At 66.1% G+C, this 22,192-nt stretch carries 21 protein-coding genes; 10 read left to right on the top strand and 11 right to left on the bottom strand.

From position 1 onward, the window contains the following. Positions 1-2: 2 nt before the first annotated feature. Positions 3-1,406, bottom strand: coding sequence for an AMP-binding protein (locus tag EYS21_RS09415; protein WP_131132954.1), 1,404 nt, complete (start codon positions 1,404-1,406; stop codon positions 3-5). A 59-nt stretch (positions 1,407-1,465) separates the two neighbouring features. Here EYS21_RS09415 and EYS21_RS09410 point away from each other — a divergent pair, with 59 nt between their 5' ends. Beyond that, entirely contained in the window at positions 1,466-2,344 is an 879-nt protein-coding gene (locus EYS21_RS09410; RefSeq protein ID WP_131132953.1) for a neutral zinc metallopeptidase, read from the top strand. 185 nt (positions 2,345-2,529) lie between these two features. Here the strand turns inward: EYS21_RS09410 and EYS21_RS09405 are convergent, their stop codons facing one another. From EYS21_RS09405 to EYS21_RS09380, 6 genes are all read right to left on the bottom strand, one after another. Further along, positions 2,530-2,862, bottom strand: coding sequence for a metal-sulfur cluster assembly factor (locus EYS21_RS09405; protein WP_131132952.1), 333 nt, complete (start codon positions 2,860-2,862; stop codon positions 2,530-2,532). A 12-nt stretch (positions 2,863-2,874) separates the two neighbouring features. Beyond that, positions 2,875-3,663, bottom strand: a complete 789-nt coding sequence (gene sufC / locus EYS21_RS09400; RefSeq protein WP_131132951.1) for a Fe-S cluster assembly ATPase SufC — start codon at positions 3,661-3,663, stop codon at positions 2,875-2,877. A gap of 104 nt (positions 3,664-3,767) precedes the next feature. After that, positions 3,768-4,127: a non-heme iron oxygenase ferredoxin subunit gene (locus EYS21_RS09395; protein WP_131132950.1), complete on the bottom strand. Its 360-nt coding sequence runs from the start codon at positions 4,125-4,127 to the stop codon at positions 3,768-3,770. Positions 4,128-4,148: 21 nt separating this feature from the next. Beyond that, complete coding sequence (gene sufD, locus EYS21_RS09390) at positions 4,149-5,435, bottom strand: Fe-S cluster assembly protein SufD (RefSeq protein ID WP_131132949.1); 1,287 nt, start codon at positions 5,433-5,435, stop codon at positions 4,149-4,151. Positions 5,436-5,437: 2 nt separating this feature from the next. Beyond that, complete coding sequence (gene sufB, locus EYS21_RS09385; protein ID WP_131132948.1) at positions 5,438-6,901, bottom strand: Fe-S cluster assembly protein SufB; 1,464 nt, start codon at positions 6,899-6,901, stop codon at positions 5,438-5,440. Continuing rightward, positions 6,901-7,734, bottom strand: coding sequence for a helix-turn-helix domain-containing protein (locus EYS21_RS09380; RefSeq protein WP_131132947.1), 834 nt, complete (start codon positions 7,732-7,734; stop codon positions 6,901-6,903). Before EYS21_RS09380 ends, sufB begins: the two co-directional genes overlap by 1 nt. Before the next feature lie 114 nt (positions 7,735-7,848). Between EYS21_RS09380 and EYS21_RS09375 the strand changes: the two genes are divergently transcribed. From EYS21_RS09375 to EYS21_RS09365, 3 genes are read left to right on the top strand one after another with little or no spacing between them, the layout of a single operon-like run. Further along, positions 7,849-8,817, top strand: a complete 969-nt coding sequence (locus EYS21_RS09375; protein ID WP_131132946.1) for an ABC transporter ATP-binding protein — start codon at positions 7,849-7,851, stop codon at positions 8,815-8,817. Continuing rightward, a complete protein-coding gene (locus EYS21_RS09370) occupies positions 8,814-9,584 on the top strand; it encodes an ABC transporter permease (protein ID WP_131132945.1) in 771 nt (256 codons plus the stop codon). The genes EYS21_RS09375 and EYS21_RS09370 overlap by 4 nt, the downstream gene beginning before the upstream one ends. Positions 9,585-9,591: 7 nt before the next feature. Beyond that, positions 9,592-10,536: a COX15/CtaA family protein gene (locus EYS21_RS09365; protein ID WP_131132944.1), complete on the top strand. Its 945-nt coding sequence runs from the start codon at positions 9,592-9,594 to the stop codon at positions 10,534-10,536. 311 nt (positions 10,537-10,847) lie between these two features. Here the strand turns inward: EYS21_RS09365 and EYS21_RS09360 are convergent, their stop codons facing one another. After that, the gene (locus EYS21_RS09360) at positions 10,848-11,810 is read right to left on the bottom strand and encodes a heme o synthase (RefSeq protein WP_131132943.1); all 963 of its coding nucleotides are present in this window, start codon (positions 11,808-11,810) and stop codon (positions 10,848-10,850) included. A gap of 521 nt (positions 11,811-12,331) precedes the next feature. Between EYS21_RS09360 and tkt the strand changes: the two genes are divergently transcribed. Genes tkt through pgl form a run of 6 tightly spaced genes read left to right on the top strand, consistent with a single transcriptional unit; the run spans position 12,332 to position 20,562 of the window. Beyond that, complete coding sequence (gene tkt / locus EYS21_RS09355; protein ID WP_131133257.1) at positions 12,332-14,449, top strand: transketolase; 2,118 nt, start codon at positions 12,332-12,334, stop codon at positions 14,447-14,449. A gap of 24 nt (positions 14,450-14,473) precedes the next feature. Then, a complete protein-coding gene (gene tal, locus EYS21_RS09350) occupies positions 14,474-15,589 on the top strand; it encodes a transaldolase (protein ID WP_131132942.1) in 1,116 nt (371 codons plus the stop codon). 5 nt (positions 15,590-15,594) lie between these two features. Then, complete coding sequence (locus EYS21_RS09345) at positions 15,595-17,229, top strand: glucose-6-phosphate isomerase (RefSeq protein ID WP_131132941.1); 1,635 nt, start codon at positions 15,595-15,597, stop codon at positions 17,227-17,229. 15 nt (positions 17,230-17,244) lie between these two features. Beyond that, positions 17,245-18,816 (top strand): glucose-6-phosphate dehydrogenase, encoded by a 1,572-nt coding sequence (gene zwf / locus EYS21_RS09340; RefSeq protein ID WP_131132940.1) that lies wholly within the window; start codon positions 17,245-17,247, stop codon positions 18,814-18,816. Then, positions 18,813-19,754 carry a glucose-6-phosphate dehydrogenase assembly protein OpcA gene (locus EYS21_RS09335; RefSeq protein WP_131132939.1) on the top strand — a complete coding sequence of 314 codons (942 nt, stop codon included), beginning with the start codon at positions 18,813-18,815 and terminating at the stop codon, positions 19,752-19,754. The genes zwf and EYS21_RS09335 overlap by 4 nt, the downstream gene beginning before the upstream one ends. Beyond that, positions 19,744-20,562, top strand: coding sequence for a 6-phosphogluconolactonase (gene pgl, locus EYS21_RS09330; protein WP_131132938.1), 819 nt, complete (start codon positions 19,744-19,746; stop codon positions 20,560-20,562). Before EYS21_RS09335 ends, pgl begins: the two co-directional genes overlap by 11 nt. On the opposite strand, the gene EYS21_RS09325 is transcribed toward pgl, so the two are convergent. From EYS21_RS09325 to tpiA, 3 genes are all read right to left on the bottom strand, one after another. Continuing rightward, positions 20,515-20,910 carry an RNA polymerase-binding protein RbpA gene (locus tag EYS21_RS09325; protein ID WP_131132937.1) on the bottom strand — a complete coding sequence of 132 codons (396 nt, stop codon included), beginning with the start codon at positions 20,908-20,910 and terminating at the stop codon, positions 20,515-20,517. The two genes, pgl and EYS21_RS09325, sit on opposite strands and share 48 nt — an antisense overlap. Positions 20,911-21,023: 113 nt before the next feature. Then, the gene (gene secG, locus EYS21_RS09320) at positions 21,024-21,281 is read right to left on the bottom strand and encodes a preprotein translocase subunit SecG (RefSeq protein ID WP_131132936.1); all 258 of its coding nucleotides are present in this window, start codon (positions 21,279-21,281) and stop codon (positions 21,024-21,026) included. A gap of 50 nt (positions 21,282-21,331) precedes the next feature. Then, positions 21,332-22,147, bottom strand: coding sequence for a triose-phosphate isomerase (gene tpiA, locus EYS21_RS09315; RefSeq protein WP_131132935.1), 816 nt, complete (start codon positions 22,145-22,147; stop codon positions 21,332-21,334). Positions 22,148-22,192 lie beyond the last annotated feature (45 nt).

Below are 22,192 nucleotides of genomic sequence, written 5' to 3'. Positions count from 1 at the left end.
TTTCAGTGTCCCAGGGGGCGGACCCGCTGGTCATGGGAACTGATCCATTCAAGGAGCATGTTCCGGCTCACCTTGCCGCGGTCGGTGGTGGGCAGTTCGGACAGGGCGAAGTACTGCAGCGGGCGTTTGTCGCGCGCCAGGATGTTTTCGAGGCCGGCTTTGAGCTGGTTGGCCGAAATTCCGCCGTGCGCCGGGACCACGCCTGCAACGACGCGCTGGCCCCGGAGATCGTCAGGCATCCCGGCTGCGATGGCCGCCGCGACGCCCGGAACGGACGCCAGCGCGAGTTCCACTTCATGCGGATAGACGTTCTTCCCGGACGTGAGGATCATGTCAGCCCGCCGGCCCAGGATGTGCAGCCCATCCTCTGCCAGGTAGCCCTGGTCCCCCACCGTGAACCAGCCGTCGAACGAACGAAGTGCCTCTCCGTCGTCGCCCCACAGGTAGCCGTTGCTGACCATGCCGCTGCGGACGCAGATATTTCCGGCCTCGCCGTCCGGAAGGCGGGTTCCGCCGTCGTCCAGGATCCTGACCTCCACGCCTGGAAAGGCGCGGCCGATGCCGGTGCCGCCGGCGTCGAGTTCCCCGGCCGGGAGGCCGGCGCCCGAGACGAAGCTCAGTTCGGAGGCGCCGTAGTACTCGAAAATCGTGGCGTTGGGCGCCCAGCGGCGGGCGGCTTCAAGAGTGCGGGCATCGAGTTTTGAGCCGGCGCAGATGATCGTCCGCACCCCGGCCGCGTCCACGCAGCCGGTGAGGCCGCGCTCACTGAGCAGCCGCAACATGGTGGGCACCAGGACCAGGCGCGTCACGCCGTCGTGCGTGATGGCAGCGTGGACGTCGCCGACGTCGAACATTTCCAGCGTCTGGAACTCGGAACCTGCGTAGAGGCACTCCGCCAGGGCATAGAGGTTCAGGCTCGCAGCGAGGGGGCCAGGTGCCAGGGTCACGTCGTCCTGCCGGAGCCCAAAGAATTCGATGGACGCGTCAAAGGACTTCCGCCACGACTGCCTCGAGCGGGTGAACGCCTTGGGTACCGATGTGGTGCCGGAGGTCAGGCCGACGAGGAACGTGGCTTCGGGCGGACCGTCGGCGAGGGCGTCGTCCGGGGCCACGTCCCCGGGTCGGGCCGACCCGTCCAGCCGCTGGCGGATTTCCTGCTGCAGCTGTGCCGGCCACGTCGGGTCCAGGACGGCGCACTGCCGCTCACCGGCCACTGCCGCGGCAAACCGGACAGCGAAGTCAACGGAGTTGCTTTCCGCCAGGACAGTGACAGCTTTGGCGCCGGACACGGCGGCAGTTGCGGAGTCGCGGAGTTCAGCCCAGCTCAGGCGCCGGCCGGCCACAACGACAGCGGTGTCGTGCGGGCGGTCATCGGCCCAGCGCTGGATTCGATCGAGAAAAGGCATCGACCCAACTTTACCGGCAGGCACTCGTTGCCCCTGCGTGCGGGGTCTATTGTGACTCTATGAGCTTCAATGACAACGTCCAGCTGGATCCCTCCCAGGTTCAGGACCGCCGTGGCGGAGGCCGCGGCGGCCTTATTGGGGGTGGGATTGGCGGCGCCGTGATCCTGCTGATTGCCACCTTGCTGGGCGTCAACCCCCAGCTGCTCGAGGGCCTCACCGGCGCGGGTCAGGAGCCGCAAAGCCAGGGCACCGCGCCTGCCTGCGAGACAGGCGCCGACGCGGACGCGAGGCTGGACTGCCGGATTACCGGCACGGTGAACAGCCTCAACGCGTTCTGGCCGGCGTACCTGAAGGACTACAGCGTCCAGTATCCCCAGCCGGAGACAGTTATCTTCAGTGACGCCGTCAGCACCGGTTGCGGGAATGCCTCCAGCGCGGTGGGCCCCTTCTACTGCCCCACCGACACCACTGCCTACTTCGATCCCGGCTTCTTCCAGGAGCTCGTGGACCGGTTCGGATCCTCCGGCGGTCCGCTGGCGCAGGAATACGTGGTGGCGCACGAATTCGGTCACCACATCCAGAACGTGCTGGGGTATCTGGACCGTGCCCAGCAGGATCCGCAGGGACCGGAGTCCGGTGCCGTCCGCGTGGAGCTGCAGGCTGACTGCTACGCCGGCCTCTGGGTAAAGCACGCCTCAACCCAGCCTGGCCCCGACGGCCAGCCCTTCCTTGAACCGATCACCCAGCAGGACCTGAACGACGCGCTCTCCGCCGCCTCGGCGGTGGGAGATGACCGGATCCAGGAAGCCGCCACCGGCCAGGTCTCGCCGGAAGCGTGGACGCACGGGTCCAGCGAACAGCGGCAGAAGTGGTTCTACACCGGCTACCAGACCGGCGACATCAACCAGTGCGACACGTTCGCGGCAGCCACCCTCTAACCCAATCGATTGCTCCGTACCGGCCGTTTTGAGGCCCAGAAGGGCCGTTGCGGAGCAATCGATGAGTGGGCCCACGTCGGCAGGGTTCCCTGGCCGAGCTTGCGAGGCTAGGGGGCCGGCGGGGAACGACGACGGCCGGTTACCTTCGCGATGAAGGTAACCGGCCGTCGTCGTACTTTTAACTGCTAGATGTTGAAGCCGAGGGCCCGCATCTGGTCCTTGCCGTCGTCGGTGATCCGCTCCGGACCCCATGGCGGCATCCAGACCCAGTTCAGGCGCCAGTCATCAACGATGCCGTCCAGGGCCTTGCCCACCTGCTCCTCGATGACATCGGTGAGCGGGCAGGCGGCCGTGGTGAGCGTCATGTCGATCAGCAGCGCGCCGTCGTCGTCGGAGTACTTCAGGCCATACAGCAGCCCGAGGTCAACGATGTTCACGCCGAGCTCCGGGTCGATGACGTCCTTGAGTGCCTCTTCGACATCCTCAAGGGCCGTGCGGGCCGTATTGGTTTCGGTCATGGCAAGTCCTTACTAGGCCTGTGCTGCGGCGGCGATGGTGGCTGCCCCGGCGCCCGTGGCGTAGCGGTCGTAGCCTTCTTCTTCGAGGCGGTCGGCCAGCTCCGGGCCGCCCTCTTCAACAACCTGGCCGTCAACGAACACGTGGACGAAGTCAGGCTTGATGTAGCGCAGGATGCGGGTGTAGTGCGTGATGAGCAGCGTGCCCATGTTGCCTTCGGCGTGGGCGCGGTTGACGCCCTCGGAGACAACCTTCAGGGCGTCGACGTCCAGGCCGGAGTCTGTCTCGTCCAGGATGGCGAACTTCGGCTTGAAGAGTTCCAGCTGGAGGATCTCCACGCGCTTCTTCTCGCCGCCCGAGAAGCCTTCGTTGACGTTGCGCTGGGCGAAGTCGGCGTCGATGCGCAGCTTCTGCATGGCGTCCTTGACTTCCTTGGTCCAGGTGCGCAGCTTGGGCGCTTCGCCGTCGATGGCGGTCTTGGCGGTCCGCAGGAAGTTGGTCATGGAGACACCGGGGACCTCCACGGGGTACTGCATGGCCAGGAAAACGCCGGCGCGGGCGCGCTGGTCAACGCTCATGGCCAGGACATCTTCGCCGTCGAGCGTGATGGAGCCGGACGTGACGTTGTAGCGCGGGTGCCCGGCGATGGTGGAAGCAAGGGTGGACTTGCCGGATCCGTTGGGGCCCATGATGGCGTGGGTCTGGCCAGTCTTGATGGTCAGGCTGACGCCCTTCAGGATCTCCTTGGTGCCCTGCTCCGTGTCAATGCTGACGTGCAGGTCCTTGATCTCAAGAGTAGACATAGGTCTTGTTCTCCTCTGCACCGTGCCCTCCGGCGGCGGTGCGGTCTTTGTCTGGAAGTTTTTAGGTTCTGTTGATTGGTCCGGCCGGCGCCGGGGCGATGCTGCTAGCTGAAGTTCGGGGCTTCCGCGCCGTTGAGGACGTTTGTGAAGTCCACGTAGACCTCGTCACCGAGGATCTCGACGGCGAACACCGGAACAGGATCGTAGGCGGGCAGCTGGAGCGGCTCGCCGCTGCGCAGGTCGAACTGGGAGCCGTGGCCCCAGCATTCGATCATGCACCCCTCCACTTCACCCTCGGACAGTGAGATGTCCGCGTGTGAGCAGGTGTCGCCGATGGCGTGGATTTCGCCCATGGAATCCTTCACGATGGCTACCGGGTAGTCATCGATCAGGATCCGGAGCGCCTGCTTGAGCTGGATTTCATCCGTCTTGCAGACAAGCTCGCCCTTTGGCTGTTCAGTCATCTGTGCTTTTCCCGTGCAGTCTCAGTTGTCCGTCAGCGCGAGTTCGCGCTCAACAGCGTCGGTGAGGCGCTCTTCGATTGCCGGGACGTTGATCTGCTGGATGATCTCGTGCAGGAAGCCGCGGACCACCAGGCGGCGGGCAACGTTCTCGGGGATGCCGCGGGCCATCAGGTAGAACAGGTGCTCGTCGTCCAGGCGGCCGGTGGCGCTGGCGTGGCCGGCACCCTCGATCAGTCCGGTTTCGATTTCCAGGTTCGGCACCGAGTCGGCGCGGGCGCCGTCCGTGAGGAGCAGGTTGCGGTTGGCTTCGTAGGTGTCGGTGCCTTCTGCTTCCTTGCGGATCAGGACGTCACCAACCCAGACAGCGTGGGCATTGCGGCCCTGCAGCGCACCCTTGTACAGCACGTTGGACTTGCAGTTGGCCACAGCGTGGTCAACGAACAGGCGCTGTTCCAGGTGCTGGCCGGCGTCGGCGAAGTACAGCCCAAACAGCTCGGCCTCGCCACCGGGAGCGGTGAAGCGTGCAGACGGGGTAACGCGCACCAGGTCACCGCCGAGGCTGACCATCACGTGCTTGAACTTTGCGTCGCGGCCGATCTTTGCCTGCTGGGAGGAGGCGTGCACGGCGTCGTCGTTCCATTCCTGGAGCGTGACAACAGTGAGGTTGGCGCCGTCTTCGACGACGATCTCGACGTTCTCAGACACCACGGCGGAACCCTGGTGGTCCAGGACCACAACGGCCTTGGAGAACTTCTCCGCGACGATCACGATGTGCTGGGCCGCGGCCTCGGTCGACGTGCCTTCGATCAGGACGGCGATCTCGGTGTCGGCTTCGAACTCAGCCGGAACCGTGATGACGGTGGCTTCGCTGAAGTTCTCCCAGGCATTGGCCGACACGCGGTCCTCCGGGATGCCGGCAGAACCGATGCGCACGTCGCCGCGGGCCACGGTTTCCACCGTGACCCGTTCCGGGCCGCTGACGGTGACGGTGGGAGCCGCACCGGAGAGGACCTCGCTGTGCAGGCCGCGCAGGCGCTTGAGCGGCGTGAACCGCCAGTCTTCCTCCAGGCCGGTCAGCGGCTTGAAGTCCGCCAGCGTGTAGGAGGTCAGGCGTCCCGCGCGTGAGCTGTCCGGGATGCCCACGCCGCCGCCGTGCGAGTGGCGCTTGACCGCTTCGCCGGCCAGCGGAGCCTTCGACGCGTTGGCATTGATCGGAGACAGGCTTTCGCCCTCTTCCGTGAAACCGTCAATAAACGGCTGGGCTGAGGGCGCGCCGATGCGGGCCTTTTCAGTAGTGATTTCAGTCATCGTTATCCGACGGACCCTTCCATCTGCAGTTCAATCAGGCGGTTCAGCTCAAGTGCGTACTCCATCGGGAGTTCGCGGGCGATGGGCTCGATGAAGCCGCGGACGATCATCGCCATGGCCTCGTCTTCGCGCATGCCGCGGGACATCAGGTAGAAGAGCTGCTCTTCGCTGACCCTGGAAACAGTTGCCTCATGGCCCATCACCACGTCATCCTCGCGGATGTCGATGTACGGGTAGGTGTCCGAACGGCTGATGGTGTCCACCAGCAGCGCGTCGCAGCGGACGGTGTTGGCCGAGTGCTTGGCACCTTCACGGACCTGGACCAGGCCACGGTAGGCAGCACGGCCGCCGCCGCGGGCCACGGACTTGGAGATGATGGAGCTCTTGGTGTTCGGCGCGATGTGCACCATCTTCGAACCGGTGTCCTGGTGCTGGCCGGCGCCGGCGAAGGCGATGGACAGGGTCTCGCCCTTGGCGTACTCGCCCACGAGGTAGACGGCCGGGTACTTCATGGTGACCTTGGAGCCGATGTTGCCGTCAACCCATTCCATGGTGGCGCCTTCTTCGCAGATGGCACGCTTGGTCACCAGGTTGTACACGTTGGTGGACCAGTTCTGGATGGTGGTGTAGCGGACGCGGGCGCCCTTCTTGACGATGATTTCCACCACGGCGGAGTGCAGCGAGTCCGAGGTGTAGATCGGCGCGGTGCAGCCTTCGATGTAGTGGACGTAGGAGTCCTCGTCGGCGATGATCAGGGTCCGCTCGAACTGGCCCATGTTTTCCGTGTTGATGCGGAAGTATGCCTGCAGCGGGATATCCACGTGGACGCCCTTGGGGACGTACACGAAGGATCCGCCGGACCAGACGGCAGTGTTCAGCGACGCGAACTTGTTGTCGCCCACGGGAATGACGGTGCCGAAGTACTCCTGGAAGATCTCCGGGTGCTCGCGCAGCGCCGTGTCGGTGTCCAGGAAGATGACGCCCTGGGCTTCGAGGTCCTCGCGGATCTGGTGGTACACCACCTCGGACTCGTACTGTGCGGCCACGCCGGAGACGAGGCGGCTGCGCTCAGCTTCCGGGATGCCCAGTTTCTCGTACGTGTTCCGGATGTCCTCGGGCAGGTCTTCCCAGGTGGCGGCCTGCTTCTCGGTGGAGCGGACAAAGTACTTGATGTTGTCGAAGTCGATGCCGGAGAGGTCTGCACCCCAGGTGGGCATGGGCTTGCGGTCGAAGTACTTCAGGCCCTTCAGGCGAAGGTCCAGCATCCACTGCGGTTCGCTCTTTTTGTCCGAAATATCACGGACTACTTCGTCGTTGATACCGCGACGGGCGTTGGCGCCGACATCGTTCTTGTCGGACCAGCCGTACTCGTACGTGCCGATGCCGTGGAGCTCGGGATTCTTTTCCAGAATCTCCGAGATCACAGTGTCTTCGGCTACCGCTTTCTCTGATAGTTGGTCCGTCATCACGGCCTTTCTTGCTGATGGTTGGTTACTTCATCCAGGCTGGCGGGGGCTGTGTGAGGGACGTTCGGTCCCCCGGCAGCCAGCCGGCCTGTGGGTATGTGGGTGGTGCAGACGTGTCCGCCGCGTGCGAGCGTGGACAGGCGGCGCACGTCAACGCCTACCAGCCGGGAGAACAATTCCGTCTCCACGTCGCAGAACACGGGGAACTCGGCGGCGAGCTGCTGGATGGGGCAATGGCCCTGGCACAGCTGGACGCTGGACAGCGCTGCCGGCAGCGGGGCCTTGGCCTCGATCGACGCGGCAGAGGCCACAAAGCCGTCGCGGCTGAGCGCTTCGGCGAGGACGCGCGCACGCGCAGTGATATCCGGTCCGGCCTGCTCGATCTCCGGTGCGTAGCGGCGTTCCATCTCGGCGAAGCGTTCGACGGCGAATTGGCGCACTGCTTCTTCGCCCGCCACGGCCTGGAGCTGCTTGAGCGCGAGGGTGGCGATGTCGAGGTAATCGTTGCCCAGCGACGACTGGCCCTGGGAGCTCAGGACGTAGCGGCGGGCGGGCCGGCCTGCGCCGGCTCCGGCCTTCGCAACGCGTTTGACCTCAATGACGCCGCTGCGGGAGAGATGGTCCAGGTGGCGGCGGACCGCCGCGGGCGTAAAGCCGAGCAGGTCACCGAGTTCGGCGGCGCTGACCGGACCGTGCTCCAGAACTGCGCCGAGGACCCGGTCCCGGGTACGCTCGTCTGCATCAGCCACCGGAACGGCGGCGATGTGGCCGCGCTCAGCGGAGGCGCGCGGCGCCCCGTGCCCGGCGAAAGGCACAGCAGTAGCATTGGTCATGGAATACACAACACAATCATGTCGTAATTTACTCCCCTGTTCCAGTAAGGCGAGGCTGACCTTCGCCGGCATCAGGATCATCGGGCCAAGTACTACATCGCGTAGAATGCTGGGGTGCGTTCCCCCGAATCCCCGGTTCTGTCCATCAGCGGGTTAATTAAGGATGTTGGTCCGCTGGCCACCCTGGACGGAAAGATGCTCCGGGTGGTGAGCGGCGTCTCCCTCGTCGCCGAACGCGGCCAGGTCACCGCCCTCCTCGGCGCCAACGGGGCCGGCAAAACCACCACCATCGAGTGCGCCCAAGGCCTGCAGACCCGCAGCGGCGGAACGATCTCCCTGCTGGGCCAGGATCCCGCCACGGCAGGCGCTGACCTTCGCGCCCGCGTCGGTGTGATGCTGCAGGACGGCGGCCTCCCGCCGTCGGCCCGTCCCATCCCGCTGCTGCGGCACATCGCAGGGATGTACGCGAGCCCCCGGCCGGTGGACGAGCTCGTGGGGCGGCTGGGCATTGACACGTTCAGCAGGACCTCGGTCCGCCGGCTCTCAGGCGGGCAAAAGCAGCGGCTGGCGCTGGCCGCAGCGCTGATCGGCAACCCCGAGGTGCTTTTCCTCGACGAGCCCAGCGCAGGCCTCGATCCGCAGTCGCGGCAGCTGGTCTTTGAACTGATCGGCGAACTCCGGGACTCGGGGATGGGCATCATCCTCACCACGCACCTCATGGACGACGCACAGCGGCTGGCGGACTACGTGTACATCATCGACGCCGGGCGGAACGTCGCCGAAGGGACCGTCGCCCAGCTGCTGCAGCGGGACCCCGCCGTCGAGTCCGGCACCGAGCACATCCGGACCCTGTTCTTTGAGGCTCCCGCCGGGCTGGACCTCACCGGCGTCCTCCCCGAAGCGATCGCCGTCAGTGAAACACGCGCCGGCAGTTACGTTGCCACGGGCCCGCTGACGCCACAGGACCTCGCGTCGCTCGCCGCATGGTGGGCCGCCCACGGCGTGATGCCCGGCTCGCTGAGCCTGGAAGCGCGCAGCCTCGAAGACGTCTTCCTGGACATTTCAGGAAAGGACATCCGATGACAGTTCCCCCCATTTCCCCTCCGGGCCAGGCTCCCGCACCCCTGCTGCGGCGCATCCTGCTGCAGGGCAGGTACGAATCGCTCACGATGCTCCGCAACGGCGAGCAGCTCATCCTGGCGGTGGTCCTTCCGCTGCTGGCCCTGGTGGGCCTGACGGTGACTCCCCTCCTGGACGGACTCGGCGGAAGCCGCGTCAACGTCGCCGTCCCCGGGATCCTGGCGCTGTGTGCGATGTCCACGGCCTTCACCGGACAAGGCATCGCGACCGGCTTCGACCGACGTTATGGGGTGCTGCGTTTCCTCTCCACCACGCCGCTGGGCCGCACCGGACTCATTGCCGGCAAGGTGCTGGCAGTGCTGGCGGTGCTCGCCCTCCAGGTAGTGGTGATCACGGCCGTGGCCCTGCCCCTTGGCTGGAACCCGCCCGCCGCAGGCTGGCTGCCCGGCCTTGGACTGCTGGTCCTGGGCGCCGCAGCGTTCACCGCATTGGGGCTCCTGGTGGCAGGAACCGTGCGGCCCGAGGCGACGCTCGCCATCACCAACCTGCTGTGGATCCTGCTCGGCGCGCTGGGCGGAATCGTCATTCCAGCCGAGCGGTTGCCCGCCGCCGCGCAGGGAATCGTTCACTACCTGCCTTCGGGCGCACTCGGGGAGGCCCTCCGCGAGGCCTTCCTGCTCGGCACCATTGACGTTGGTGCCGCCTTTATCCTGCTGGTCTGGACGGCACTTGCCGGAGCAGCAGCCATCCGTTGGTTCAAGTGGAATTGAGATATCCGTGAGCACGGCTTCACGCCTCCCCCAGCTCGCCGGACGCCTGGCGGCCCGGCTTCCCCATACTGTTGATGCCCGCGTCCGGCGCCTGGCAGTGGCGTCCCTCATCGGACAGACGCTGCTGGTTGTCACCGGCGGCGCCGTCCGGCTGACGGCCTCAGGCCTGGGCTGCCCGACCTGGCCGCGCTGCACGGATACGTCCCTCGTGAACACCCCGGAGATGGGGATCCACGGTTTCATCGAATTCGGCAACCGGCTCCTGACCTTCGCCCTTGCCGCCGTCGCCGTCCTGATGCTGGTCTACTTGTGGAACCTGCGCAAGGAACGCCGGGACCTCTTCCTCCTGGCGCTGGGCCTGCTTGCCAGCATCCCCGCCCAGGCCGTCATCGGCGGCATCACGGTGCTGACCAACCTCAACCCGTGGGTGGTGGGACTGCACTTCCTGGTGTCCATGGCACTGGTGGTTATTGCCACCCTGCTGGTTAACCGGGCCTATGGGCGGACCGGCCGCGTTGCCTCTCTCGCACTCCCCGCGTTGCCGGGCGTGCTGCGCCCGGTGAGTGCCGCCGTCGCGCTTTTCTCCGCTGTGGCAGTGATGCTCGGCGTGGTGGTCACGGGAGCCGGCCCGCACGCCGGCGATGCCGATGCGCCCCGCAACGGCCTCGACTGGGACCTGTTCTCCCACATCCATGCCGTGCCCGCGTACCTGATCACTGCCGGAACGCTGTTCGCGCTGGTGCTGGTGTTTGCCCGCCGGATTCCCGGACCGTACCGGACCTCCGTGATCCTGCTCCTGGTGGTGACGCTGCTGCAGGCTGTCATTGGCTTCACCCAGTACTACAACGGCATCCCGGCTCTGCTGGTGGGGGCGCACATGCTGGGGGCGGCCCTGCTGATGAGCGCGGCTACCAATGCCGCCGACGTCGCCCGTTCCAGCCCTCTGAAGTAGCGGCGGGGCGCGGGCCGGCCACGCAAGAGGGCCGCACAAACCCCGCGACACCCAGCAAGGCGCCCCGGTTCCCCCGAACCGGGGCGCCTCCCGTTGACAGGACGCTCTATCAGATCCTGTCGGTTTTCCGTCGTTGCTCTATCAGCTGTGGTCCCTAAAAGGCAGTAATGGCAGCCAGAGGTGACAGAGCATCGTTGGATCTAATGGCGGATGCTCTGTCAGTTCCTGCATCAACGCAAAACCCTCCTCCACCGGGGCGGTGGAAGAGGGTTTGGGAACTTCCCGCACGTTAAGTGGGAGAGCGTCCGGGGTTAGCTGCCCATGACTGCCGGGCCCACGAACGGGTCGACCGCGAGGGCGATGAAAAGCAGGGTCAGGTAGCTGATCGAGCCGTGGAAGACCTTCATGGCGCGCTTGTCCGAGATGTCCTCGCGCTGCGCCCGGTTGTACAGCGCGTGCGACTCGTACAGGAACCAGGCGCCGGCAAGGACAGCCGTGGCCGTGTAGACCCAGCCCGCGCCGCCGGCCGGAACCATCAGCAATGAGCAGACCACCATGGCCCACGCGTAGAGCACCACCTGGACGGAGACCACCTTGGCACCGGCGATGGCGCCGAGCATGGGCACGTTGGCGTTGCGGTAGTCCTCGCCGTAGCGCATGGACAGCGGCCAGTAGTGCGGCGGGGTCCAGAGGAAGATCACCATAAACAGGATGACGGCCGGCCACTCCACGGAGTTGGTCACCGCGGCCCAGGCAATCAGCACCGGGAAGCAGCCCGCAGCGCCGCCCCACACAATGTTCTGTGCCGTGCGGCGCTTGAGGATGATGGTGTAGATGACCACGTAGAAGAAGATGGCGCCCAGGCCCAGCCAGGCGGACAGCGGGTTGGCGCCGAACCAGAGGATCGCGATGGCGGCGGCGCCGAGGACCCAGGAGAAAATGAGGGCTTCACGCGGCGTGACCTCGCCGGTGACGAGCGGCCGGTTTTCCGTCCGGTGCATCAGTTTGTCGATGTCGCGGTCGATGTAGCAGTTAAAGGCTCCGGCGCTGCCGGCCGCGAACGCACCGCCGACGAGCGTGGCCAGGATCAGGCCGATGGAGGGGAACCCGCGTTCGGCATAGATCATGGTGGGCAGCGTGCTGACCAGCAGCAGCTCGATGACGCGGGGTTTGGTGAGGGCGAGATACGCCTTGGCTTTGCGGGCCAGCCCGGCTCCCCCTCGGGCGCGGGAAGCGTTCAGCGGCGTATCGGTTGTGCTCACGGTGGCGGTCACCCGTTCTGTTTGGCAAGTCTGTCTGTCGGTGCAGCTGTCAGTAGCGGCCGTTACCCGGGCAGCCCGCCGATGGTCATCAGAAGTAGGTCCCGGCAACACCCGTTGGTCCCCCGTGAACCCCTTGAGGAGCACGGCTACCCGGCGTCAGCCTCCAAATATCATACCGTGCGCATTTGTAACAGAAGCCCCGCCAATAGGCCCTGGTGATCGCTCGCGGGCCGATTCGAGCAGATTAACTCAACCTCACGGAATGCCCATTCACATAAGGGGAAATTGCGTCCAAAACGTGAGATTTGGGCCTCCCAAGGGATGTAATGGAGCTAAGCTGTCACCAGATCAGCACGCAGCGAAGAAGCGGTGGAAACCGCATTCCCACTTTCGGCTTGTGGCTGAGTGATAGATCAACGTTTCGATGGTGAACGGCTGGTACACACCAAAGCGGGCACCCCAGCGTGCCTCCATGCGGATCCCGTGTACCGCCTGCCGTCAGCACAGAGAGGGGCCCGGTTTTCGTGCCACATTTGGAAGAGCAAGAACTGTCATGGACCAGCTTGGACCAGCGCGCGGTGGACACCGTCCGCGTTTTGGCCGCAGACGCCGTGGAGAAGGTTGGCAACGGCCACCCCGGCACCGCCATGAGCCTCGCGCCCGCCGCATACCTTCTCTTTCAGAAGCTCATGCGCCACGACCCGCGGAATCCTGACTGGATCGGCCGCGACCGTTTCATCCTGTCCCCGGGCCACACGTCCCTGACGCTGTACATCCAGCTGTTCCTCTCCGGCTACGGCCTGGAGCTGAAGGACCTTGAGGCACTGCGCACGTGGGGCTCCCTGACCCCGGGCCACCCCGAGTACAAGCACACCGCCGGCGTCGAAATCACCACCGGCCCGCTGGGCCAGGGCCTGGCGTCCTCGGTCGGCTTCGCCTACTCGCAGCGCCGGATGCGCGGCCTGTTCGACGCCGATGCTGCCGCCGGCGAGAGCCCGTTTGACCACACCATCTGGGTGATCGCGTCCGACGGCGACCTCCAGGAAGGCGTCACGGCTGAGGCTTCCTCGCTGGCCGGCCACCAGGAACTTGGCAACCTCGTCGTTGTCTACGATGAGAACCACATCTCCATCGAGGACGACACCGACATTTCCTTCACCGAGGATGTCCTCAAGCGCTACGAAGCCTACGGCTGGCACACCCAGCGCGTCGACTGGACCAAGACCGGCGAATACGTCGAAGACGTGCAGGAGCTTTACTCCGCACTGCTCGCCGCCAAGGCGGAGACGAACAAGCCGTCCATCATTTCGCTGCGCACCATCATCGGCTACCCGGCGCCCAAGAAGCAGAACACGGGCAAAATCCACGGTTCCGCACTGGGCGCCGAGGAAGTCGCAGGCCTCAAGGAGGTCCTGGGCTTCGATCCCGCCAAGTCCTTCGAGGTCGACCAGGAAGTCCTGGCCCACGCCCGCTCGGTCGTGGACCGCGGTGCCGCTGCCAAGAAGGAATGGGAAGAGTCCTTCAACGCCTGGCAGGCAGCCAACCCGGAAGCCGCAGCACTCCTGCAGCGCGTCGAAGCCCGCGAACTGCCCGAAGGCCTGGACGCTGCGCTGCCGGTCTTCCCGGCCGGCAAGGACGTCTCCACCCGCGCCGCCTCAGGCAAGGTGCTGAACGCACTGGGCCCGGTCATGCCGGAACTCTGGGGCGGCTCCGCCGACCTCGCCGAGTCCAACAACACCACCATCGAGGGTTCGCCGTCGTTCGTGCCTGCCTCCAAGCAGACCGACGCCTGGTCCGGAAACCCGTACGGCCGGGTGCTGCACTTCGGTATCCGTGAGCACGCCGCGGCCTCCATCGTGAACGGCATCGCCCTGCACGGCAACACCCGTGCGTTCTCCGGCACGTTCCTGATCTTCTCCGACTACCAGCGCCCAGCGATCCGGCTCGGTGCCCTCATGGGTGTCCCGTCGCTGTACGTGTGGACGCACGACTCCATCGGCCTGGGCGAAGACGGCCCCACCCACCAGCCGGTGGAACAGCTGGCCTCCCTGCGCGCCATCGTGGGACTGGACGTAGTCCGCCCCGGCGACGCCAACGAGGTCGCTGCGGCATGGAAGACCATGCTGGAGAACCACGAAAACCCGGCCGGCATTGTGCTGACCCGCCAGAACATCCCCACCTACGCCCGCGGCGAAGGAGCAGCCGACGGCGACACGTTCGGTTCCGTTGCCGGCGTCGCGAAGGGCGGCTACGTCCTGGCCGAAGCGTCCAAGGACGGCGTCACCGTGCCCGCCGACGTGATCCTCATCGGCACCGGCTCCGAGGTCCAGCTGGCCGTCCAGGCCCGCGAAGCCCTCCAGGCTGAAGGCATCGCCGCCCGCGTTGTCTCCATTCCGTGCGTCGAGTGGTTCAACAAGCAGGACGCCGCCTACCGCGAGTCCGTGCTCCCCGCCGCCGTCAAGGCCCGGGTATCCGTCGAAGCCGGTCTGGCCCTGGGCTGGAGGGAATTCGTCGGCGACGCCGGCCGTTCCATCAGCCTTGAGCACTACGGCGCTTCCGCTGACTACAAGCGCCTTTTCCAGGAGTTCGGCATCACCGCGGAGGCTGTCGCCGCCGCCGCCAAGGACTCCCTCGCTGGCCTGCAGGCCTGAAACAAGATTCCAGGAGATATCACCATGACTACCCCCACTCAGCAGCTCTCCGACGCCGGAGTTTCCATCTGGCTCGATGACCTTTCCCGCAGCCGCCTCGAAACCGGCACCCTGCGCAAGCTCATCGAAGAGAAGAACGTTGTTGGTGTCACCACCAACCCGTCCATCTTCCACGCCGCCATCACCTCCGGCACGGACTACGACGCCACCATCGCGGCCCAGGCCGCGGCAGGCGCCAGCGTTGAAGACACCATCTTCGAAATCACCACCACCGACGTCGCCGACGCCTGCGACCTGTTCGCACCGGTCGCCGCCGCGACCAAGGGTGTTGACGGCCGCGTGTCCATCGAAGTTGACCCGCGCCTTGCCTGGGACACCGCCGGCACCATCGCCGAAGCGAAGCACCTGTACAAGAAGGTCAACAAGGACAACGTCCACATCAAGATCCCGGCAACCCTTGAAGGCCTGGAAGCGATCACCGCAACCCTGGCCGAGGGCATCAGCGTCAACGTGACCCTGATCTTCTCCCTGGAGCGCTACCGTGCGGTCATCAACGCGTTCCAGTCCGGCCTGGAGCAGGCCAAGGAAAACGGCCACGACCTGTCCAAGATCCACTCGGTCGCCTCGTTCTTCGTTTCCCGCGTGGACTCCGAAATCGACAAGCGCCTTGACGGCATCGGCACCGACGAGGCCAAGGCACTCAAGGGCAAGGCCGGCGTCGCCAACGCCCGCCTGGCCTACCAGGTCTACGAAGAGCTCTTCGCCACCGAGCGCTGGGCCCTGCTGGCCGAAGCCGGCGCCCTGCCGCAGCGCCCGCTGTGGGCCTCCACCGGCGTGAAGGACCCGGCCTACCCGGACACCCTCTACGTCACCGAACTCGTCGCCCCCGGCGTGGTCAACACCATGCCGGAGAAGACCCTCGACGCCACGTTCGACCACGGCGTCGTTACCGGCGACACCGTTTCCGGCACCTACGCCGAGGCCAACGCCACGCTGGACGCACTGGACGGGCTGGGCATCTCCTACAACGAGGTCGTCGCGATCCTCGAATCCGAAGGCCTGGACAAGTTCGTGGCCAGCTGGAAGGAACTGCTGGCCGACGTCGAAGGCGCCCTCGCTTCTGCACGGAAGGCTTCCTAACCCACATGAGCACACTCAGCTACGACGCCACCGGTGCCGCACAGCAGGCACTCGAGCAGCACATCCCCACCCTCGTGGAGGACCGTATTGCCACCCGGATCTTCGCCAAGGACCACACACTGTGGGGTCCCGACGCCGAAGCCGAGTCGGCTGTCCGCCTCGGCTGGGTTGAGGCGGCCACCGTCTCCCAGCCCCTGGTTGCGGACATTCTGGAACTCCGCGATGCCCTGAGGGCCGAAGGCGTGACCCGGATCGTGCTTTGCGGCATGGGCGGCTCCTCGCTCGCTCCCGAGGTCATCGCCGGCACCGCTGGCGTCGAGCTGACTGTGCTGGACAGCACGGACCCGGACCAGGTCCGTGTTGCCCTGGCGGACCGGCTGGCCGAGACCGCGATTGTGGTTTCGTCCAAGTCCGGTTCCACCCTGGAAACCGATTCGCAGCGCCGGATCTTCGAGCACGCCTTCACCGAGGCCGGGCTTGACGCCAAGAGCAGGATCATCATCGTCACCGATCCCGGTTCGCCGCTGGACAAGGCCTCCCGCGAAGCCGGCTACCGTGCCGTCTTCAACGCGGACCCCAACGTCGGCGGACGCTACTCGGCCCTCACCGCGTTCGGCCTGGTCCCCTCGGGCCTGGCCGGCGTGGACATCCAGGCCTTCCTGGATGAGGCTGAGGAAGCCGCCGAAATCCTCAACGACGACGCCGCCGAGAACATCGGACTGGCCCTCGCAACCGCCCTCGGCGGAACCAGCCCGCTGCGGAACAAGATTGTCATCGCGGAGGACGGCTCCGGCATCGTGGGCTTCGCTGACTGGGCCGAACAGCTCATCGCGGAATCCACCGGCAAGCTCGGCACCGGCGTCCTGCCGGTCGTCGCCGGACCTGCCTCACCGGAGGTCACCTCCGGTGCGGCTGACGTCCTGGTGGTGCGGCTGGTAGCTGCCGATGCCGACGTCGAGCTCGGTGAAAACGAAGTTGCCATCGCCGGTGGCCTGGCCACCCAGATGATGGTGTGGGAGTTCGCCACCGCTGTGGCCGGACGCCTGCTGGGCATCAACCCGTTCGACCAGCCGGATGTGGAGGCCGCCAAGGTCGCCGCCCGCGGCCTGCTCGACGCGCAGCCCGAGCCGACGCCGGCTGCTTTTGTGGACGGCGCCATCGAGGTCCGCGGCGGAGACTGGCTCGGCGAAGCGGCCACGGCTGAAGAAGCCATCCGTGCGCTGCTGGGTACGCTCGAGGCCGACAGCTACCTCAGCGTCCAGGCATACTTCGACCGCCTCGCGTTTGCGCAGCTCGAGGGCATCCGGGACGAGCTCGCGGGAGTGAGCGGCCGTCCGGTCACCTTCGGCTGGGGTCCGCGCTTCCTGCACTCCACCGGCCAGTTCCACAAGGGTGGCCCCGCGATCGGAGTGTTCCTCCAGGTCACGGCGGCTCCCGCGGAAGACCTGTCCATCCCGGACCGTCCGTTCACCTTCGGGGAACTGATTTCCGCCCAGGCCGCCGGCGATGCCCAGGTCCTGGCCGGGCACGGACGGCCCGTCCTGCGTCTGCACCTGACCGAGCGCGCCACCGGCGTGGCACAGCTGCAGGAGATCATTGCAGCGCTTGCCGCCCGGTCAGCGTCCGTCACTGAAAGCTAAGGCACAACAGCAACCATGCCAGAAACCGAATACGGCAGGGCCTCCGGGACGCGTTCCGGAAAATCAGGGCGCAATCCGCTCCGTGACCCGCGTGACCGCCGTTTGAACCGGATTGCCGGTCCGTCGTCGCTGGTGCTCTTCGGAGTGACCGGGGATCTTGCCCGTAAGAAGCTCATGCCGGCTGTGTATGACCTTGCCAACCGAGGCCTGCTGCCGCCGAGTTTCGCGCTGGTGGGCTTCGGGCGGCGGGCCTGGAGCGATGAGGACTTCGCCGCTGAGGTGAAGTCCTCGGTGCAGGCCTACGCACGCACGCCTTTTGATGAGGCGGTGTGGAACCAGTTGTCCGAGGGCGTCCGGTTTGTTCAGGGCGAGTTCGACGACGATGACGCTTTTGAGCGTCTGGGTGACACGATTGCGGCCCTGGATGAGGAGCGCGGAACGCGGGGTAATCACGCGTTCTACCTCTCGATTCCGCCGAAGGCGTTTGAGCAGGTCTGCCGGCAGCTGTCCAAGCACGGCCTGGCGCAGGCTGACGGGGAGAAGTGGCGGCGGGTGGTGATCGAGAAGCCGTTCGGGCATGACCTGGAGTCGGCCCGGGCGTTGAATGACATTGTGGAGTCGGTGTTCCCGCCGGACGCTGTGTTCCGGATTGATCATTACCTGGGCAAGGAGACGGTGCAGAACATCCTGGCGCTGCGTTTCGCGAACCAGCTGTTCGAGCCGTTGTGGAACGCGAACTATGTGGACCATGTCCAGATCACCATGGCCGAGGACATCGGCACCGGCGGCCGGGCGGGGTATTACGACGGTGTGGGTGCTGCGCGCGACGTCATCCAGAACCACCTGCTGCAGCTGCTGGCGCTGACCGCGATGGAGGAACCCATTTCCTTCAACGCCGATGACCTGCGCGCCGAGAAGGAAAAGGTCCTGGCCGCGGTCAAGCTCCCGGATGATCTGTCCACGCATTCAGCGCGCGGGCAGTTCGCCGGCGGCTGGCAGGGCGGGGAACAGGTCCAGGGCTACCTGGAGGAAGACGGCATCCCGGCCGATTCGACCACGGAGACGTTCGCCGCGATCCGGGTGGACATCCACACCCGGCGCTGGGCCGGGGTTCCGTTCTACCTGCGCGCGGGCAAGCGGCTGGGCCGCCGTGTGACCGAAATCGCCGTGGTGTTCAAGCGCGCACCAAACCTGCTGTTCCGTGATCACGGCGAGGATGACTTCGGCCAGAACGCTGTGGTGATCCGGGTCCAGCCTGATGAGGGCGCGACGATCCGGTTCGGGTCCAAGGTCCCGGGCACGCAGATGGAAGTCCGCGACGTGACCATGGACTTCGGCTACGGGCACTCCTTCACCGAGTCCAGCCCCGAAGCCTACGAGCGGCTGATCCTGGACGTCCTGCTCGGCGAGCCGCCGTTGTTCCCGCGGCACGAGGAAGTGGAACTGTCCTGGAAGATCCTGGACCCGTTCGAGGACTACTGGGCCGAACTGAACGAACAGCCCGAACCCTACGCGCCGGGGTCCTGGGGCCCCGCCAGCGCGGATGAGCTGCTGGCCCGTGACGGACGAACCTGGAGAAGGCCATGATTGTAGACCTGCCGGACACCACCACCTCGAAGATCTCCAAGAAGATCATGTCGCTGCGCGAACAGGGCGGCGTGATCGCGCTGGGCCGGGTCCTGACCCTGGTGGTCGTGACCAAGTCCGGGCTGGAGGAAGAAGCGATCGAGGCCGCGAACGAGGCCAGCCGCGAACACCCGTGCCGGATCATCGTCCTCGCCGACGCCGGGGCGCAGGCCCCGGACCGGCTCGACGCGCAGATCCGGGTGGGCGGTGACGCAGGCGCCTCGGAGGTCATCGTGCTCCGCGGCTACGGCGAGCTCGCGCACGAGTCCGAGTCGCTCGTCGCGGCGCTGCTGCTGCCGGACGCCCCGATCGTGGCCTGGTGGCCGCACGGGGCACCGGAGAACGCGTGCGAAACTTCCATCGGCCGGATCGCGCACCGCCGGATCACGGATTCGGCGAACGAGTCCGACCCGCAGGCCGCGCTGGAGAACATCCGGTCCACGTACAAGGCCGGCGACACCGACCTCGCCTGGACCCGGCTGACGAACTGGCGGATCCAGCTCGCAGCGGTCCTGGACCAGGTCGATTCCTCCCCGGTGACCGCGGTCGCCGTCGAGGGCGCCTCCGACTCCCCCTCCACGATCCTGCTCGCGGCCTGGCTCACGCTGTCCCTGGACGCGCCCGTCACGATCGTGGCGGACCCCGCCGGGACCGGCATCCGCCGCGTCCGGCTGTCCCGCCCCGGCGGCGACGTGCAGCTCTTCCGCCCGGGACTGTCCGTCGCGGAACTGACCCAGCCGGGCCAGCCCGCCCAGCGCATCTCCCTGCCCCGGCGCAGCCTCAAAGACTGCCTCGCCGAAGAACTCCGCCGGCTCGACCCCGACGAGGTTTTCGGAGAAGTGATTACTATTGGACTGCCACGAACCAATCTAAGGAGCGTCCGACCCAGTGAGCGTTGAGCCAAGAGTAAGCATTCATCCTGATTCGTCCGTCCTGATGGCTGCCATCGCGGCCCGCCTGATCACCAAACTGGTGGATGTGCAGGACAAGTACGGTGAGGCCACGGTGGTGCTGACCGGCGGCACGGTAGGCATCGGTACGCTGAAGGCTGTTGCTGACTCTCCGGCTGCACCGGCGGTCAACTGGTCGAAGGTGAACTTCTGGTGGGGTGACGAACGCTTCATCGGCGCCAACGACGCCGATAGGAACACCAAGCAGGCGTTTGATGCCCTGCTCTCGCACATTCCCGTTGATCCGGCCAGGATCAACCAGCCGGGGTCCTCGGACGACTTCGAGACCCCGGAGGAGGCCGCAGAGGACTATGCGCGCCGTCTCCGGGAAGCAGCCGAGGCCGAACACGCCGCCGACATGTCGGACGACCGCCCGGACGAAGCGGGCATCCTTCCGCGGCTCGATGTTGTCCTGCTGGGGGTTGGCCCCGATGCCCATGTGGCGTCGCTGTTTCCGGAGCAGGGCGGCATCCGGGAGAAGTCACTGACCGTCGTTGGTGTGCACAACTCCCCCAAGCCTCCGCCGCTGCGTGTCTCGCTGACGCTGCCGGCCATCAACACCGCGGCCGAAGTCTGGATGGTGGTGGCAGGTGAGGACAAGGCCGGCGCCGTGGGCCTTGCGCTTGCGGGCGCCAACCCGGTCCAGGTTCCTGCAGCCGGTCCGCGGGGCACCTCCCGCACGTTGTGGCTTATCGACGAGAACGCGGCCTCACGGGTCCCGCAGCAGCTCGTCCGCAAGGACGCCGCGGGCGCGTAGCTTTTCCAGCGCTCCGGCCAGGACGTCTTCAGCGTCCTGGTCGGAGCGCCTCTCTTTAACGTATTCCAGATGGCTTTTGTAGCCCTCGTCCGGGGCGTCGAGTCCCGCCGCTTCCCTGCCGTCCCTGGACGCCGGGGCGCCGCACCTGCGGCAATCCCACAGCACCGGGATCTGGTCCTCCGGCAGCTTGATGAACACCGGGCTTGTCTCGTGTCCTTTGGCGCACCAGTAGGTGACGCGGATGCGCGGCAGACTCTCGCCGTGAAGGTCTTCGGACTGGTGCCTGGGGCCGGCTCCCTCCGTGACACCCACACGGGTGCCGCGGAAGCCTGACGCACTATGTACCATCGGGGACTCCTGACCGGTTAAAAAGGAAACTGTGGCTGTTGGGAGCCAACAGCCACAGTTTAGTTCGGAGTTTCCCCTGGCGGCAGTGCCGGGCGGGGATCAGTTCTGCAGGGTCAGGAGTCGCCCGAACCGCTGAACCGCATGATGAGGCCCAGGGCGATGATCACAACGCCCCACGTCACGCCCAGGATCACCGTGAACCTGTTCAGGTTGCGCTCAGCAACGCCGGAGGAGCTCAGTCCGGAGCTCATGCCGCCACCGAACATGTCCGACAGGCCGCCGCCCCGTCCCTTGTGCAGGAGGATAAGCAGCGTCAGCAGAAGGCTGGTGATGCCCAGGAGGATCTGCAGAATGACATGAAGAACGTCCACGACGGCCTTTCAGAAGATTGGAATGCGGGAGCCTTGCGCTGCGTGGCGGACTAGTCCGTCAGCAGGTGACTCTCGAACCTGACAATATTAGCAAACTCCGCGGGGTCGAGGCTTGCGCCGCCGACCAACACGCCGTCGACGTCACGTTCCTTGAGGATGGCGGCCACGTTGCTGGCCTTGACGGAGCCGCCGTAGAGCAGCCGGGTCTTGGCTGCGACGTCGTCACCGAAGATGGTGGCCAGTTCGGTCCGGATGGCAGCGCACAGTTCCTGGGCGTCTTCCGGACCCGCGACCTCGCCGGTGCCGATGGCCCAGACGGGCTCGTACGCCACAACAAGCTCACCGGCCTGCTCGGGTGTCAGGCCGGCAACGCCCGCGCGGAGCTGCACCAGGGTGTGCTCGACGTGGGTCCCGGCCTGGCGGATTTCGAGGCCTTCTCCGACGCAGAGCACGGGAACGATACCGTGCTTGTAGGCCGCCTTGACCTTGGCGTTGAGGACCTCGTCGGACTCGTTGTGGATGGTCCGGCGTTCGCTGTGGCCCACCAGCACGTACTTGCAGCCCAGCTTGCCGAGGAACTGGCCCGAGATGTCGCCCGTGTAGGCGCCGGAATCGAACTGGGACAGGTCCTGGCCGCCGTAGGCAACGTCGAGCTCATCGCCCTGCACGAGCGTCTGCACGCCGCGGAGGTCCGTGAACGGAGGGAAGACAGCAACCTCGACCCGGCTGTAGTCGTGCTTGGCGTCAGACAGGGTCCAGGCCAGTTTCTGCAGGAGGGTGATGCCCTGGACATGGTCCATGTTCATCTTCCAGTTGCCTGCGATGAAGGGCGTACGGTCAAAAGTGCCGTTCGTTGACGTAGTCACGTATTCTCCAAAAGTTCTGAGGATGTATTCGGCCGGCAGGGAGCC

The organism is Arthrobacter sp. S39 (assembly GCF_004320525.1).
GTDB lineage: Bacteria > Actinomycetota > Actinomycetes > Actinomycetales > Micrococcaceae > Arthrobacter.
The sequence above is the reverse complement of the archived record's forward strand: the minus strand, read 5'-3'. Positions and strand labels throughout refer to the sequence as shown.